The 14,656-nt window shown below is 59.4% G+C and carries 16 protein-coding genes; 12 read left to right on the forward strand and 4 right to left on the reverse strand.

Going from position 1 to position 14,656, the window contains the following annotated elements; all coding sequences use genetic code 11:
• On the forward strand, positions 1-861 hold the full coding sequence (locus tag WNY61_RS02575) for a D-amino-acid transaminase (RefSeq protein WP_342849884.1): 861 nt from the start codon (positions 1-3) through the stop codon (positions 859-861).
• Between the two features lie 3 nt (positions 862-864).
• On the opposite strand, the gene WNY61_RS02580 is transcribed toward WNY61_RS02575, so the two are convergent.
• Positions 865-1,308, reverse strand: coding sequence for a DMT family transporter (locus tag WNY61_RS02580; RefSeq protein ID WP_342849885.1), 444 nt, complete (start codon positions 1,306-1,308; stop codon positions 865-867).
• A 107-nt stretch (positions 1,309-1,415) separates the two neighbouring features.
• On the opposite strand from WNY61_RS02580, the gene WNY61_RS02585 reads away from it, so the two are divergent.
• On the forward strand, positions 1,416-1,874 hold the full coding sequence (locus tag WNY61_RS02585) for a MaoC family dehydratase (RefSeq protein ID WP_342849886.1): 459 nt from the start codon (positions 1,416-1,418) through the stop codon (positions 1,872-1,874).
• 195 nt (positions 1,875-2,069) lie between these two features.
• On the opposite strand, the gene WNY61_RS02590 is transcribed toward WNY61_RS02585, so the two are convergent.
• Positions 2,070-2,381: a DUF1244 domain-containing protein gene (locus tag WNY61_RS02590; protein ID WP_342849887.1), complete on the reverse strand. Its 312-nt coding sequence runs from the start codon at positions 2,379-2,381 to the stop codon at positions 2,070-2,072.
• Between the two features lie 154 nt (positions 2,382-2,535).
• Between WNY61_RS02590 and pyk the strand changes: the two genes are divergently transcribed.
• From pyk to WNY61_RS02620, 6 genes are all read left to right on the forward strand, one after another.
• On the forward strand, positions 2,536-3,981 hold the full coding sequence (gene pyk / locus WNY61_RS02595; protein WP_342849889.1) for a pyruvate kinase: 1,446 nt from the start codon (positions 2,536-2,538) through the stop codon (positions 3,979-3,981).
• Between the two features lie 27 nt (positions 3,982-4,008).
• Positions 4,009-4,233 (forward strand): hypothetical protein, encoded by a 225-nt coding sequence (locus WNY61_RS02600; protein ID WP_342849890.1) that lies wholly within the window; start codon positions 4,009-4,011, stop codon positions 4,231-4,233.
• Positions 4,234-4,369: 136 nt separating this feature from the next.
• The gene (rpmI, locus tag WNY61_RS02605; protein ID WP_007118125.1) at positions 4,370-4,570 is read left to right on the forward strand and encodes a 50S ribosomal protein L35; all 201 of its coding nucleotides are present in this window, start codon (positions 4,370-4,372) and stop codon (positions 4,568-4,570) included.
• Between the two features lie 15 nt (positions 4,571-4,585).
• Positions 4,586-4,951 (forward strand): 50S ribosomal protein L20, encoded by a 366-nt coding sequence (gene rplT / locus WNY61_RS02610; protein WP_007118124.1) that lies wholly within the window; start codon positions 4,586-4,588, stop codon positions 4,949-4,951.
• Between the two features lie 166 nt (positions 4,952-5,117).
• Entirely contained in the window at positions 5,118-6,161 is a 1,044-nt protein-coding gene (locus WNY61_RS02615) for an alpha/beta hydrolase (RefSeq protein WP_342849891.1), read from the forward strand.
• A 243-nt stretch (positions 6,162-6,404) separates the two neighbouring features.
• Entirely contained in the window at positions 6,405-7,601 is a 1,197-nt protein-coding gene (locus WNY61_RS02620) for a Hint domain-containing protein (RefSeq protein WP_342849892.1), read from the forward strand.
• Here the strand turns inward: WNY61_RS02620 and WNY61_RS02625 are convergent.
• Both WNY61_RS02625 and WNY61_RS02630 read right to left on the reverse strand, forming a co-directional pair.
• Complete coding sequence (locus WNY61_RS02625; protein ID WP_342849893.1) at positions 7,590-7,802, reverse strand: hypothetical protein; 213 nt, start codon at positions 7,800-7,802, stop codon at positions 7,590-7,592. The two genes, WNY61_RS02620 and WNY61_RS02625, sit on opposite strands and share 12 nt — an antisense overlap.
• 105 nt (positions 7,803-7,907) lie before the next feature.
• Positions 7,908-8,582: a type 1 glutamine amidotransferase domain-containing protein gene (locus WNY61_RS02630; protein ID WP_342849894.1), complete on the reverse strand. Its 675-nt coding sequence runs from the start codon at positions 8,580-8,582 to the stop codon at positions 7,908-7,910.
• A gap of 171 nt (positions 8,583-8,753) precedes the next feature.
• On the opposite strand from WNY61_RS02630, the gene pheS reads away from it, so the two are divergent.
• The 4 genes from pheS (at position 8,754) to WNY61_RS02650 (ending at position 14,599) form a co-directional block, all read left to right on the forward strand.
• The gene (gene pheS, locus WNY61_RS02635) at positions 8,754-9,827 is read left to right on the forward strand and encodes a phenylalanine--tRNA ligase subunit alpha (protein ID WP_120351945.1); all 1,074 of its coding nucleotides are present in this window, start codon (positions 8,754-8,756) and stop codon (positions 9,825-9,827) included.
• 608 nt (positions 9,828-10,435) lie between these two features.
• Positions 10,436-12,832 carry a phenylalanine--tRNA ligase subunit beta gene (pheT, locus tag WNY61_RS02640; protein ID WP_342849895.1) on the forward strand — a complete coding sequence of 799 codons (2,397 nt, stop codon included), beginning with the start codon at positions 10,436-10,438 and terminating at the stop codon, positions 12,830-12,832.
• 15 nt (positions 12,833-12,847) lie between these two features.
• On the forward strand, positions 12,848-13,291 hold the full coding sequence (locus WNY61_RS02645; RefSeq protein WP_342849896.1) for a YtoQ family protein: 444 nt from the start codon (positions 12,848-12,850) through the stop codon (positions 13,289-13,291).
• Positions 13,292-13,474: 183 nt separating this feature from the next.
• The gene (locus WNY61_RS02650; protein WP_342849897.1) at positions 13,475-14,599 is read left to right on the forward strand and encodes a histidine kinase dimerization/phosphoacceptor domain -containing protein; all 1,125 of its coding nucleotides are present in this window, start codon (positions 13,475-13,477) and stop codon (positions 14,597-14,599) included.
• Positions 14,600-14,656: the final 57 nt, after the last annotated feature.

The raw sequence follows: 14,656 nt of genomic DNA on the forward strand, positions 1-14,656 counted from the left end.
ATGCGAACTGTCTATGTAAACGGCGAATACCTGCCCGAGGATCAGGCCAAGGTCTCGATCTTTGATCGGGGGTTTCTGATGGCCGATGGGGTCTATGAGGTGACGAGCGTGCTGGATGGCAAGCTGATCGCTTTCGACGGCCATGCCGAACGTCTTGCCCGCTCGATGAACGAGCTCGACATGCGCGCGCCTGCCACCACTGAAGAGCTGTTGGAAATTCACCGCGAATTGGTGCGCCTGAACGACATCAAAGACGGGCTGATCTATCTTCAGGTCACGCGCGGCTCTGACGGCGACCGCGATTTCGCCTTCCCTGATCCCGAAACCACCGCGCCGTCGCTGGTGCTGTTCACCCAGTCAAAACCGGGTCTGGCCGACAATCCAGCCGCGCGTGACGGCATCCGCGTGATCAGCATTGAAGACATCCGCTGGGGCCGTCGTGATATTAAAACGGTGCAGCTTCTCTACCCGTCGATGGGCAAGATGATGGCCAAAAAGGCGGGTGTCGAAGACGCTTGGATGGTCGAGGACGGTTTCGTGACCGAGGGCACGTCGAACAACGCTTATATCGTCAAAGACGGCAAGATCGTCACGCGCGAGACCTCCAGTGATATCCTGCACGGCATCACCCGCAAGGCGGTGCTGGAACTGGCCCGTGAGGCACAGATGCAGGTGGAAGAGCGTAACTTTACCATCGAAGAGGCGCAGCAGGCGGATGAGGCGTTTGTGACCTCGGCCAGCGCCTTCGTGACGCCTGTAGTTGAGATTGACGGAGCCAAGATCGGCAGCGGCACGCCCGGCAAGCTCGCTCCGCGTCTGCGCGAAATCTATCTCGAAGAGATGCGTAAAACCGCGATCTGACGCTCAGAACCGCGATAAAACCAGCCCCGCCGCCACCAGCGCGGCGGCGGCGATGCGGGTGGGGGTGATGGCCTGCACCGTCAGGCCCAAAAGCCCGGTCGCATCGATCACCAGTGCCGCGCTGAGTTGGCCGAGGATCAGGGCCGAGATCACCGTCAGCGCCCCCAGCGTCGGGATCGCCCAGAGCACCGACCAGACGTAGAATGCCCCGAGCACCCCACCCAGCAGCAACACCGGCGGCGCAGAAAACGCACGGGGCAAAGCCCCCAGCTCGCCCCGGAGCAGCAACACTGCCAGCAGGATCGCAAAACCCACGCCAAAGGATACCGCCGCCGCAGCCACACCGCTGCCGATGTTGCGGCCCAAAGCGGCGTTGATCGGCGTCTGCAAAGCCACGGCGGCCCCTGCGACGGCAACGATGATAAGGGCGAGGATGGGGGTGTTCATGATGTCTCCGCTTTGGTTGCTCCCAGCATGTAAGTTGGCCCGCCGGACGCAAGGGCTTTCGCCGGGCGGGGGATCGTGGATAGGGTGGCGCGGGGCAGGAGGCAGTGATGCGTTACGAAATTGACCGGGCAGAGATGGAAGCCGCCGTGGGCCGTGAATTGGGCGTCTCGCCGTGGTTTATGATGGATCAGGCGCGGATCGACGCTTTTGCCGATGTGACCGAAGATCACCAATTTATCCATGTTGATCCCGTCCGCGCGGCAGAAACCGATTTCGGCGGTACCGTGGCGCATGGGATGCTGACCCTGTCGATGATGTCGGGCATGGCTTATGGCGCGCTGCCGGTGATGGCGGGGGCGAAGGCTTCGATCAATTACGGGTTCGACAGCGTGCGTTTTGTCGCGCCGGTGCATTCTGGTAAGCGGATCCGGGGGCGATTCACGCTGGCGGAAGCGCATACGCGAGGGCGCGGCGATCTGATGACGCGCTTTGCCGCGACAGTTGAGATTGAGGGCGCGGAGCGGCCCGCGCTTAAGGCGGATTGGCTTGTGCTCTATCAGTTCTGAGCGAAGCTTTCGGGACGAGGAAATCGACCCCCAGCGATATTGATCAAGTAACGGGCGCGCGCAGGGGCGGTCCTTGAAAAGCCACGGATGCGCGCCCGATTGGTCGTTTCACATTGCCTGCGCAGCTGACGATTGTTGCGCAGTGGTGGTCAATGTGCCCGTTTAGCAGTGCATTGTTTCGGCTTAAGCTGCGGTTCAGCTCTTGCCGACATTCTCCTCGAAGGCTGTTTTGAACGCCTCTTTCTGGCTGTCCTTTGCTTCGGTTTGATAGTTGGCTTTCCAATCATCCATAGTCATCCCGTAGAACAACTCGCGGGCCTCTTCCTTGCCCATGTCGATGCCGCGCTCATTGGCGGCTTCTTGGTACCAGCGCGACAGGCAGTTGCGGCAAAATCCGGTGAGATTCATCATGTCGATGTTCTGAACATCCGTCCGGTCTTCCATCAGGTGCTTTTGCAAGCGGCGAAAAGCGGCGGCTTGCAGTTCGATCTCTTGTTGGCTGGGCATGGCAGCTTCCTTTTCATATGGCTGGACGGCAGAGCGATAGGCCGTCATTCTGATGAAACCTTTGACAGGCACACATAGGGGCGGTAGGCCATCAACAAGTCGATGTTACCGTTAACATTCCCCATGGGGCGACACAGGACACGAAGGAACAGATATGAGACGTTTGCGCAATGTAAAGATCGTAGCCACGCTTGGGCCGGCCTCTGAGACACGCGAGATGATCGGCGCATTGCACAAAGCAGGTGCAGATGTCTTCCGGTTGAACATGAGCCACGGCAGCCATGACGAGATCCGCGAAAAACACCGTATCATCCGCGAAATTGAAAAAGAGACCGGCGGCGCGATTGGCATTTTGGCTGACCTTCAGGGGCCAAAGCTGCGCGTGGGCGTGTTCCAAGGAGACGGGCCAACGTTGGAAGAGGGCGCCGCCTTCCGGCTGGATCTTGATGAGGCGCCGGGAGATGTGAACCGTGTTTGCCTGCCGCATCCCGAAATTTTCGCGGCGCTAGAGCCGGGCGCGAGCCTGCTGGTTAATGACGGTAAAATCCGTCTGAAGGTACGCGACTGTGGCCCTGATTTCGCTGATTGCGAGGTGGTGACAGGCGGTGTGATCTCGAACCGCAAAGGTGTGAACGTGCCCGACGTGCTGCTGCCCTTGGCAGCCCTGTCGGAGAAAGACCGGGCAGATCTGGAATTTGTTTGCGAATTGGGTGTCGACTGGCTTGCCCTTAGTTTTGTGCAGCGGCCCGAAGATGTGACCGAAGCGCGTGATCTGGTTAAAGGCCGGGCCGCAATCCTGTCGAAGATCGAAAAGCCATCGGCGGTAGAGCGTTTTGAGGCCATCCTTGAGGTCAGCGATGGCATTATGGTGGCGCGCGGCGATCTGGGCGTGGAGCTTCCGGTGCAGAACGTGCCACCAATCCAGAAGCGTCTGGTGCGCAAATGCCGCGCGGCGGCCAAGCCGGTGATCGTGGCCACGCAGATGCTCGAATCGATGATCGAAAGCCCGATGCCGACCCGCGCCGAAGTGTCGGACGTGGCCACCGCGATCTATGAAGGCGCAGATGCTGTGATGCTGAGCGCCGAGTCGGCCGCCGGGGACTACCCATTGGAAGCCGTGGCTACGATGGACAATGTCGCCCAAGAGGTTGAGGCCGATCCGACTTATACGCAGATCATCGAATCCTCGCGTACTGCCGTTCGGACCACCGTGGCCGATGGGATCGTTGCCGCTGCGCGTGAGATTGCGGAGACGACGGACATCAAGGCGATCTGCTGTTTCACTCAATCGGGGACCACAGCATTGCTGACTGCACGCGAGCGGCCCCGTGTGCCAATCATCGCATTGTCGCCTTTGGTGAACACTGCACGTCGTCTGGCGTTAAGCTGGGGGACGAATTGCATCATCACCGATGGGCATGATCGGTTTAAGCTGGCTGTCATCAGCGCCGCGCGCGCTGCCTTGTCAGAGGGGTACGCCGGGCCGGAGGATCATATCGTGGTGACCGCAGGTGTGCCCTTCAACGTGCCGGGCAGCACCAACATCCTGCGCGTGGCCCCTTGCGACGAACGTTTGATTTACGCCTCTGATCCAGAGTAGCCTTTCCCCAGCGAGGGGAGGGCGTGCGTGAACTCTGATTTGATTATGGTCGTGGGCATCGTTCTGGCGGTGTTGTCGATTCCCTCAATACTCTCTGCGGTGACCGATCGTCGGTCGCCGCGCGTCTCGGCGATCACGGTCCTGATTGCCGGAGGCCTGATCGTTTACGCATTGCAGAAAAATCCGGGGCGCTATTCCTTTGAGAACCTGCCGGATGTCTTTGTCTCGGTTGTGGCGGACCTACTGCCTTAGGGCTGCTCGCTGCGCCGCTCAAAACCTCTTGCATCCTTAACCAAGCGCGCCTATACGGCGCATCTTAGCCTGCACGACCGGCCGAAAGTGGCATGCCGAGTCGTGTTTATACCGAACTCAAAAGACGGAGACGGAAATGCCCAAGATGAAGACAAAATCGAGCGCCAAAAAGCGCTTTAAGGTCTCGGCGACTGGTAAGGTCATCGGCAGCCAAGCTGGCAAACAGCACGGCATGATCAAACGGACCAACAAGTTCATCCGTAACGCACGCGGCACGACAACACTGTCCGAGCCCGATGCAAAGATCATCAAGGGCTTCATGCCCTACGCCCGCTGATATAGGAGTACCGAGATGTCCCGAGTAAAAGGTGGTACAGTCACCCACGCGCGTCACAAAAAGATCATCAAAGCCGCAAAAGGCTATTATGGTCGGCGCAAAAACGTCTTCAAGGTCGCCACGCAGGCGGTCGACAAGGCCAACCAATATGCAACGCGTGACCGTAAGAATCGCAAGCGCAACTTCCGCGCGCTGTGGATCCAGCGGATCAACGCCGCCGTGCGCAGCCACGACGAGGCGCTGACATACAGCCGCTTCATCAATGGCCTGTCGCTGGCGGGTATCGAAGTGGACCGTAAGGTTCTGGCAGATCTGGCCGTGCATGAGCCCGAAGCCTTTGGCGCGATCGTCAAGCAGGCACAGGACGCACTGGCAGCCTAAGCTGACTTTGTATTGAAATTTAGAAAGCCCCGCCCTACGGCGGGGCTTTTTGCGTTTGGGGCACGGCTAGAAGACCCAAAGGCGGCTTCTCAAGAAGATGTCATTGAACCGCCCCACGGGGCCATCTGTTGTGTCAGCAGGACACATTCACGAAGGATGACATTCAATGACACTTTCCCTACGCCAACTGCTAACCGGTGCCGCGATTGGCGCGCTGGTTCCCGCGACCGCCTTTGCCGAAGCGCATGCCGAGAAAGACAAGGTCGTGCTACAGGCGCAGACGCAGGAGTTTATCGACAGCCTTAAGGGGTCGACCCCCATCAATGAGCTATCGCCGGAAGACGCGCGGCAGGTGTTGATCGACACGCAGACAAAAGCAGATGTCGACATGCCCGAAGCCTCGGTCGAGAAAATGACACTGGAGATTGGCCCTACCGGCCAGACGGATGTGGTTGTGGTAAAACCTGCCAATGCTGGTGATGAGACGATGCCAGGCGTGCTCTACTTCCACGGTGGCGGCTGGATCTTGGGCAATTTCACAACTCATGAACGTATGATCCGTGAGCTGGCGAACCAGACAGGCGCGGCTTATGTCTTTGTCGACTACGCCCCGGCGCCCGAGCAGAAGCACCCCGTGCAGATTGAGCAAGATTTCGCGGTGCTGAAACATGTGGCCGAGAATGCCGCTGATTTCGGTATTGATGCCAACCAACTCGCATTGGCGGGCGATTCTGTCGGTGGCCAGATGGTCGCAGTCGTCGCGCAGATGGCCAAAGAGCAGGGCGGCCCAGATCTTGATGCGCTTGCGATGATCTACCCGGTGACCACCGCTGATCTGACCAGCGGCTCATACGAAGAATTCGCTGACGGCCCGTGGTTGACCAAAGCCTCCATGGAATGGTTCTGGAACGCCTATCTACCCGAAGACGCAGACCCGATGGATCCGATGATCTCTCCTCTAAACTATGACACCGAAGCGCTGGCCAATCTGCCACCTTCGCTTGTGATTACGGGCGCCAACGACGTGTTGCGTGACGAAGGGGAGGCTTTCGCAGCCAAGCTGGTCAAAGCTGGCGTAGAGACCGAGGGCACGCGCTATGATTTCTCGATCCACGACTTTGCCATGCTCAATCCCATTGCGGGCACCCCCGCGCCCGAAGCAGCGATTGAGCAGGTCTCTGGCTTCTTAAAAGACCACTTTACGAAGTAAATTTGCCTCAATACCAAGCGAAAGCCCCGCCTCTTTGGTGGGGCTTTTTGCGTGCCGGGCTGAATGCTGCGCAGAAGGTCGGACTTAATCTTGCCTCAATGAATCCTTGCCGCGGCCATGCCATTTCCTCAGCCGTAAGACAATGTGCCTCAACGACTAGCCACTGTGCAAAGAATCTGCGCAGGTGACGCAATAATTCATGTTGCTGGTTGGCAGGTTATTTATAAAAAGGTGGGGACGTTTATGCCCGCAATTGTGATTAATAGGTTAGATGAGGATCCGCATGAGACGGTCCACGGCATCCGCGACGATACCAGTTCGCGCGGCGTCGATCTGGAAGGTGCGCGGATTACGCTAACCTATGCGGATGGAACCACCGAAACGCTTACGTGGCACGCGACGGACGCGTATACTAACGGCGCGGCGGTTGGCGAGCATTCGAAACTGTCCTTTGGCTTTGATTGGCACCATCTGGAAACGACCAAGCCGCTGGCCACCATGGAGATTGACCTCCAGCCCGCGAGCTCTGTTTTTGATACAACCCGTGAGCCGGATGACGATCCAAACGGCGGCTCAACCCCCGGTTCGCTTGATGGATTTCCTTTCCGGCTGGGTGAGGGGTCTCAGGATTTAGCCGGTGACCTTGAGGTGACCTATTCCGGTATCGTCAATCTGGCGGGAAGCCCCCCTGCGGGCGATCTCTTTACTACGATGACCGTTGATTTCTCAGACCTGCCGAAAGGTGGGTTGCTGGGAGATCTGACATGGAACTCCGATATTGATACGATGAGCAAGGATGGCGACCTTGTTTCGACGGGCGTAGCTTGTTTCACGCGGGGCACGTTGATCACCACTGACAGGGGCGATTTGCCGGTTGAGGCATTGTCACCGGGCATGCGCGTTTTGACCCAAGGCTGCGGCTATCAAGAGCTGATCACCGCGCTGCGGCGTTGTGTGGATGCGCCCGAGCTTGCCAAAAATCCCAAGCTTTACCCGATCCGTATCACTGCGGGCGCATTGGGTGCGGGGCTGCCCAAGCGCGACCTTATCGTGTCCCGCCAGCACCGCATGGTGGCGCGGTCCGGCATCGTGAAACGCATGTGCGGCGCGATGACGGTACTGGTCGCCGCCATCCGACTTACCGAACTGCCGGGGATCACTGTCGAGGATGAGGTCGAACGGGTCGAGTACTTTCATCTGATCTTTAAAGAGCATCAAATCATCTATGCAGAAGGCGCACCAACCGAGAGTTTCCTGCTCAACGCTGACACTGCAAAGACAATGGGTCATGCGCAGCGTGAAGAGTTTGCCCGACTATTTCCTGATCAAATTGTCAGCGGCGATTTCGGCCCGTCTGCCCAGCCAATCCCTTCAGGAAACATGCAAAAGCGGCTGGTCGAAAAGCACAAGAAGAACGGGCGCGAATTGCTATCGGTCTAGCGTGTCGGGGTCATAGGGGTTTTGGCTGACAGATGTCAGGCTGATGCCTTCAAGCGACGCTTGGTGTGAGATCGCCTTTTCCGTTCGGCCCAGCTGTACGCCGATCACGCTGGCCGAAGTGCCCTCAGCTGCAAGAATGCGTAGCTGGTCTAAGTCGTCCGCGCTCCAAGGTGCGCCGGTGGTGGGGTCATAGTCTGCCATGTCGGGGGCTCCTTCCAGAAAGAAAACACGGCACGGCCTTTGGCGGTTCCCACAAAGAAAAGGGGGCGCAATGCTGCGCCCCCTCATCCATCGCTTACCAAACCGTTACTTCAACAGTGCCAGCATTTCTTTCGCCGCTTCTTCGGAAGATGCGGGGTTCTGGCCGGTCACCAGCTTGCCGTCGACCAGCACGTAAGACGCCCAATCATCGCCTTTGCTATACTCGCCGCCGTTCTTCTTCAGCATGTCTTCGACCAAGAAAGGCACCACATCGGTCAGGCCAACGCCCTCTTCCTCGGTGTTGGTAAAGCCGGTGACGCGCTTGCCAGAAACCAGCGGCTTGCCGTCATGTTCGGTGTCTTTGAACACGGCAGGCGCGTGGCAGACTGCACCGACAGGGCGATCAGAGGCCCAGAAGGTTTCAATCAAGCGCTTGCTGTCGGCGTCATTGGCCAGATCCCACAGCGGGCCGTGGCCGCCGGGGTAGAAGATCGCGTCAAAACCGTCCGCATCCACATCGCCCAGCACTTTGGTCGAGCCGAGGGCTTTCTGCGCCGCGTCGTCGTCTTTGAAGCGGCGGGTCGCGTCGGTCTGCGCGTCGTCGCTGTCGCTGTTGGGATCAAGCGGCGGCTGGCCGCCTTTGGGCGAGGCGAGGGTCACGTCGGCGCCCGCGTCTTTGAAGACGTAGTAGGGCGCAGCGAATTCTTCGAGCCAGAAGCCGGTTTTATTGCCGGTGTCGCCCAGTTCGTCATGCGATGTCAGAACCATCAGGATTTTCATAGTCTCTCCTTTCGGGGGAGTTTGAGCGCGCCGATGCCACGAGGGCGCGTCGGGGGATGCGGGCTAACGCTTGGCAGAGGTGGTGGTTCCTCCATGCCGTCACAACCCCTACGGCTTGCATTCGCAAGGCGGGAGGGCTAGCAGGACGGGGTATTATTCCAAGGGCCTGTCATGGACGATCTGAAGCAAAAGTACCTGAGCCAAATCGCCGATGCCGGTGACGAATCCGCATTGGAAGACATCCGGCTGGCTGCCGTGGGCAAGAAAGGCGAAGTGGCGCTGAAGATGCGCGAGCTGGGCAAGATGACCCCCGAAGAACGGCAGGTCGCTGGCCCCGCGCTCAACGCGCTGAAGGATGAGATCAACTCGGCGCTGTCAGCCAAAAAGGCCGCGCTTGGTGATGCCGCGCTGGACGAGCGCCTGCGCAGCGAATGGCTCGACGTGACCCTGCCGACGCGGCACCAGCGTCAGGGAAGCATCCACCCAGTCAGCCAAGTGACCGAAGAGCTGACCGCGATCTTCGCCGAGATGGGATTCTCCGTCGCCGAAGGCCCGCGTATCGACACCGATTGGTACAACTTCGACGCGCTGAACATCCCTGGCCACCACCCCGCGCGGGCTGAGATGGACACGTTTTACATGGCCCGTGCCGAGGGCGACGACCGTGCGCCCCATGTGCTGCGCACCCACACCTCGCCTGTGCAGATCCGCACGATGGAGGCCGAAGGCGCGCCCCTGCGCATCATCTGCCCCGGCGGTGTCTACCGCGCCGACTACGACCAGACGCACACGCCGATGTTCCATCAGGTCGAAGGTCTGGCGATCGACAAGGATATCTCTATGGCGAACCTCAAGTGGACGCTTGAGGAGTTTTTCGCCGCGTTTTTCGAGATCGACGGCATCAAGACCCGCTTCCGCGCGTCGCACTTCCCCTTCACCGAGCCTTCGGCTGAGGTCGACATCCAGTGTTCTTGGGTCGACGGTCAGTTGCGTATTGGCGAGGGCGACGGCTGGATGGAAGTGCTGGGCTCCGGGATGGTGCATCCTAAGGTATTGCAGGCGGGCGGGATCGACCCGAACGAATGGCAGGGCTTTGCCTTTGGCATGGGGATCGACCGGATCGCGATGCTGAAATACGGGATTCCGGATTTGCGGGCGTTCTTTGATTCTGATTTGCGGTGGTTGCGGCATTATGGGTTCGCGAGCTTGGATCAGCCGAATTTGCATGGTGGGTTGAGTAGGTGAGTAAGGCACTTCCGTTTCATCCAAGGGCTGGTCAAGTCTTGGTCGCGGATTTTAGAGCTTTTGAGGTGCCCGAGATTACCAAAGTTCGGCCCGTAGTCGTTATTTCTCCAAAGCTTCGCTTCCGTGCTGGATTGGTCACTGTTGTGCCAGTCAGTACTACGGCACCTCGCCACAGCGAGCCATACTGTTATAGGTTGTCGCGGAATTACTCGCCTTGGGGTGAAGAGGATATTCCGACCTGGGCAAAATGTGACCTTGTTATAAGTGTTTCACTCAAGCGGTTATCGGCATTCAAAGTGGGCCGGCGCCAATTTCACACGCCGCAAGTTTCAGGTGAGGATCTAGCTGGCGTACGTAAGGCTGTTCTAGCGGGCTTAGGCTTTACTTCTTCTTGATTGTTTGATGATAGCTAACTATATTGTTCGTGTATCCCGCTTGTCGGGCTTAAGACCTAGAATACTGGGCAGGTTGTTCACCGGTCGATGACAAGACCAGAGCAGCCTAAATATTGTCAGCGTCCCAAAACCCCGCTTCGGCGGGGTTTTGTGTTGCTGGACAATAGGTCGATACACTCATACTACAGCTTCGGATCAATCTGAGGGCATAGCATGAAATTCACTCTCTCCTGGCTCAAGGACCATCTCGACACCACAGCGTCGATTGATGAGATCACCTATGCCCTCACCGACCTCGGCCTCGAAGTCGAAGGCGTCGAGAACCCGGCGGCGAAGCTGGCCGATTTCACCCTCGGCTATGTCCAATCCGCCGAGAAACACCCCGATGCCGACCGGCTGAACGTCTGTCAGGTGGAAACCGACGAAGGCGTAATGCAGATCATCTGCGGCGCGCCCAATGCCCGCGCCGGCATCACCGTTGTCGTGGCCAAGCCGGGCGTCTATGTGCCGGGCATCGACACGACCATCGGCGTCGGCAAAATTCGCGGCGTTGAGAGCTTTGGCATGATGGCCTCCGAGCGCGAGATGGAGCTGAGCGAAGAGCATGACGGCATCATCGAACTGCCCTCGGGCAAGCCCGGCGACCGTTTCATCGACTGGCTGGCCGAGAATGACCCGGCGAAGGTCGACCCGGTGATCGAGATCGCCATTACACCCAACCGCCCCGATGCGCTTGGCGTGCGCGGCATTGCGCGTGACCTCGCTGCACGAGGTCTGGGCAAGCTGAAGCCGCGCGATTGCGACGCGGTTGAGGGCAGCTTTGCCGCGCCCATCAGCGTCAGCATCGACACGGATACGCTCGACGGTTGCCCGGTGTTCTATGGTCGCGTGATCAAGGGCGTGAAGAACGGCCCCAGCCCGGCGTGGCTGCAAGATTGCCTGCGCGCCATTGGGCTGCGTCCGATCTCTTTCCTCGTGGATGTAACCAACTTCTTTACCTTCGACCGCAACCGCCCGTTGCATGTCTTTGACGCCGATAAGGTCAAAGGCAACCTGCGCGTGCACCGCGCTAAGGGCGGCGAAGAGATTGCGGCGTTGGATGACAAAACCTACACCCTGCAAGCGGGGCAGATGGTTATCTCCGACGATAGCGGCGTGGAAAGCATCGCGGGCATCATGGGTGGCGAGGCCACGGGCGTGACCGAAGACACGGTCAACGTCTTTGTCGAAAGCGCCTATTGGGACCCGGTGCAGATCGCCTATGCGGGCCGTGCGCTCAAGATCAACTCGGATGCGCGCTACCGTTTCGAGCGCGGCATTGACCCGGCGTGGACGCCTTATGGCATCGAACATGCCACGCGGATGATCCTTGATCACGCGGGCGGTGAGGCGTCTGAGGTTGTGGTTGCGGGGCAGGTGCCTGACACCCGCCGCGCCTACAAGCTGGACGCGGCCAAAGTGCAATCGCTGGTCGGCATGACGATCCCCGAGAGTGACCAGCGCCAGACGCTGACCGCGCTTGGCTTCCAGCTCGACGGTGACATGGCGCAGGTGCCAAGCTGGCGCCCTGACGTGCAGGGCGAGGCCGATCTGGTGGAAGAGGTCGCGCGGATTGCGTCGCTCACCAAACTCGAAGGCAAACCGCTGCCGCGTCTGACGACCGGCGTGCCGCGCCCCGTGCTCTCGCCCATGCAGCGCCGCGTGGTGACAGCACGGCGTACGGCGGCGGCGCTCGGCTACAATGAATGTGTGACCTACAGCTTCATCGACCAAGCTTCAGCCGCGCTGTTCGGCGGCGGTACGGATGAGACGCGCCTCGAAAACCCGATCTCGTCGGATATGAGCCACATGCGCCCCGATCTGCTGCCCGGTCTGTTGCAGGCCGCCGCCCGCAATCAGGCGCGTGGTTTTGCCGACATGGCGCTGTTTGAGGTGGGTCCTGCCTTCTCAGGCGGTGAGCCGGGCGAAGAGCAGATCATGGTAAGCGGCCTGCTGGTAGGCCGTACTGGCCCGCGCGATGTGCATGGCGCGGCGCGGGCGGTTGATGTGTTCGACGCCAAGGCCGATGCCGAGGCCGTGCTGGCGGCCATCGGTGCGCCCGCCAAAGTGCAAATCCTGCGCGGTGCGGCGGAGTGGTGGCATCCGGGCCGTCACGGCAAAATCTGTCTCGGCCCGAAAAAGGTGCTCGGCGTCTTTGGCGAAGTGCACCCCCGCGTGCTGGCCGCGATGGACGTGAAAGGCCCGGCGATGGCCTTTACCATCTGGCCCACCGAAGTGCCGCTGCCGCGCAAATCCGGTGCCACGCGTCCAGCCTTGCAGATCAGCGACCTACAAGCGGTCGAGCGTGATTTTGCCTTTGTCGTCGATGCGGATGTTGAGGTGCTGACGCTGGTGAATGCCGCCAAGGGCGCCGACAAAAATCTGATCGAAGACGTGCGCGTGTTTGACGAGTTCATCGGCGGCAGCCTCGGCGAAGGCAAGAAATCCCTCGCTATCACCGTGCGTTTGCAGCCGAGTGACAAGACGCTGAAAGATGCCGACATCGAAGCCGTAGGGGCTAAGGTTGTCGAAAAGGTGACCAAAGCCACGGGCGGCGTGCTGCGCGGCTGAACGAAAGGACGAGCGATGAAAGTCTATCTCTCCGGTGAGATTCACACCGACTGGCGCGAACAGATCATCACAGGGGCCGAAGGGCTCGACGTGACTTTTACCGCGCCGGTCACCGACCACGCCGCCAGCGATGATTGCGGCGTGGCGATCCTTGGGGCCGAGGATGACAAATTCTGGCACGACCGCAAAGGCGCACAGATCAACGCGATCCGCACCCGCAAAGCGATTGCCGAGGCGGATGTGGTCGTGGTGCGCTTTGGCGAGCAGTACAAACAGTGGAACGCGGCCTTTGACGCGGGCTATGCCGCGGCTCTGGGTAAGTCGTTGATCATTCTGCACGGGGCGGATCACGCACACGCGTTGAAAGAGGTCGATGCCGCCGCGCTGGCCGTGGCCTCGGACCCCGCTCAGGTGGTCGAGATTCTGCGCTATGTGCTGTCCGGTGCGCTGCCAAAGTGACGCCGCAGCAGGGCTAGTCGCGGCAAAGTTTAACATTTATCAATGCTTAGTGAGCGAATCGATTCGGCAGCGTAGTGGACGCCGCTGCTTTTCGGGCTAAACCTTCACTTGCTGGAGGTTCATCAGCCTTGATCTGCCCCCGAAAGGCAGGCCATATCCGACCCCCCCTGTTGCGCCAAAGCTGTGCAGCGGGTCAATTTTGGAAGGAGAAGGTCCATTTTAGCCGACACGCCCGCGGAGCAGGACCAGCGTCTTGAAACGCTGCACTCCTATGATGTCCTTGATACCGAAGCCGAAGCTGATTTTGACGATATTGTCGAGCTTGCGTCCAAGATCTGCGAGACGCCTGTCTCTCTGATCAGCCTGGTCGATGAAAAGCGCCAGTGGTTCAAAGCGCGCGTCGGATTTGAGCCCCAAGAGACAGCGCTAGATCAATCGGTTTGTTCTCACGCCATTCTTGATGGTGGTTTCACCGAGATTTCTGATATGGGCGCGGACCCGCGAACGGCGGACAATCCGCTGTATGTCGGTGACCCGCGGGTAAAATTCTATGCCGGGGCGAACCTTGTCGCGCCGAACGGCCAATCGATTGGCACGCTTTGTGTGCTGGATACCAAGCCTCGAATCCTGACCGAATTTCAACGTCAAGCGCTACAAACCCTGTCGCGTCATGTGATGATGCAGCTGGAACTGCGCAAGAAAATTCGCATCGAGGCCGCCCTGCGTGCCGAGATGGACCACCGCGTTAAAAACTCGTTCCAGACCATTGCGTCGCTGCTGCGAATGGCGACGCGCAAGGTGCATGACCCTGACGCAAAGGATGTGCTTGCCCTTGTGGAGCGGCGGTTTGGGGCTGTTGCCTCGCTGCATAATGAATTGATGGGCCAGGGGGGGCAAAGCAAGGTGCAGACCGCCTCTTACCTTGAGCAGTTGAACAAGCTTCTCGCCGCAGGGGCGCCCGATCATGTCACCATCTCTTGTGCGGCCGAGCCGGGAGAGTTGCAGGCCGCGCAAGCATCGGCGCTTGGGATGATCGTTAGCGAATTTGTGGCTAATTCGATCAAGCACGCCTTTCCCGGGGACCAAGCTGGGGAGGTCAGCATTTCACTGCGTAGGCAAAACGATGCGGGCGGCTGGCTGTTGGAGTGCCGGGACAACGGCTGTGGTCACAACGGAACTGTCTCGGGGGCTGATAGCAGCGGGTTGGGACGGATGTTGATGGCCACGGCAGCCGAGCAGCTTCACGGGCGGCTTACGACTGATTTCAGCCCAGATGGTGCGCTGATGCGGGTTTGTTTTCACGCCTAATGGTGTTCAGAGCGGCAATTCAGGCGACAACCTTCAAAACGTTATTGACCGCCCTCT

The organism is Sulfitobacter sp. AS92, assembly GCF_038900015.1.
In the GTDB taxonomy this organism is placed as follows: Bacteria; Pseudomonadota; Alphaproteobacteria; order Rhodobacterales; family Rhodobacteraceae; genus Sulfitobacter.

Bases quoted from the DNA above. Each gene is read 5' to 3' on its own strand.
- WNY61_RS02575 (WP_342849884.1), top strand. From the start codon at position 1: ATGCGAACTGTCTATGTAAACGGCGAATACCTGCCCGAGGATCAGGCC.
- WNY61_RS02580 (WP_342849885.1), bottom strand. From the start codon at position 1,308: ATGAACACCCCCATCCTCGCCCTTATCATCGTTGCCGTCGCAGGGGCC.
- WNY61_RS02585 (WP_342849886.1), top strand. From the start codon at position 1,416: ATGCGTTACGAAATTGACCGGGCAGAGATGGAAGCCGCCGTGGGCCGT.
- WNY61_RS02590 (WP_342849887.1), bottom strand. From the start codon at position 2,381: ATGCCCAGCCAACAAGAGATCGAACTGCAAGCCGCCGCTTTTCGCCGC.
- pyk (WP_342849889.1), top strand. From the start codon at position 2,536: ATGAGACGTTTGCGCAATGTAAAGATCGTAGCCACGCTTGGGCCGGCC.
- rpmI (WP_007118125.1), top strand. From the start codon at position 4,370: ATGCCCAAGATGAAGACAAAATCGAGCGCCAAAAAGCGCTTTAAGGTC.
- rplT (WP_007118124.1), top strand. From the start codon at position 4,586: ATGTCCCGAGTAAAAGGTGGTACAGTCACCCACGCGCGTCACAAAAAG.
- WNY61_RS02615 (WP_342849891.1), top strand. From the start codon at position 5,118: ATGACACTTTCCCTACGCCAACTGCTAACCGGTGCCGCGATTGGCGCG.
- WNY61_RS02620 (WP_342849892.1), top strand. From the start codon at position 6,405: ATGCCCGCAATTGTGATTAATAGGTTAGATGAGGATCCGCATGAGACG.
- WNY61_RS02625 (WP_342849893.1), bottom strand. From the start codon at position 7,802: ATGGCAGACTATGACCCCACCACCGGCGCACCTTGGAGCGCGGACGAC.
- WNY61_RS02630 (WP_342849894.1), bottom strand. From the start codon at position 8,582: ATGAAAATCCTGATGGTTCTGACATCGCATGACGAACTGGGCGACACC.
- pheS (WP_120351945.1), top strand. From the start codon at position 8,754: ATGGACGATCTGAAGCAAAAGTACCTGAGCCAAATCGCCGATGCCGGT.
- pheT (WP_342849895.1), top strand. From the start codon at position 10,436: ATGAAATTCACTCTCTCCTGGCTCAAGGACCATCTCGACACCACAGCG.
- WNY61_RS02645 (WP_342849896.1), top strand. From the start codon at position 12,848: ATGAAAGTCTATCTCTCCGGTGAGATTCACACCGACTGGCGCGAACAG.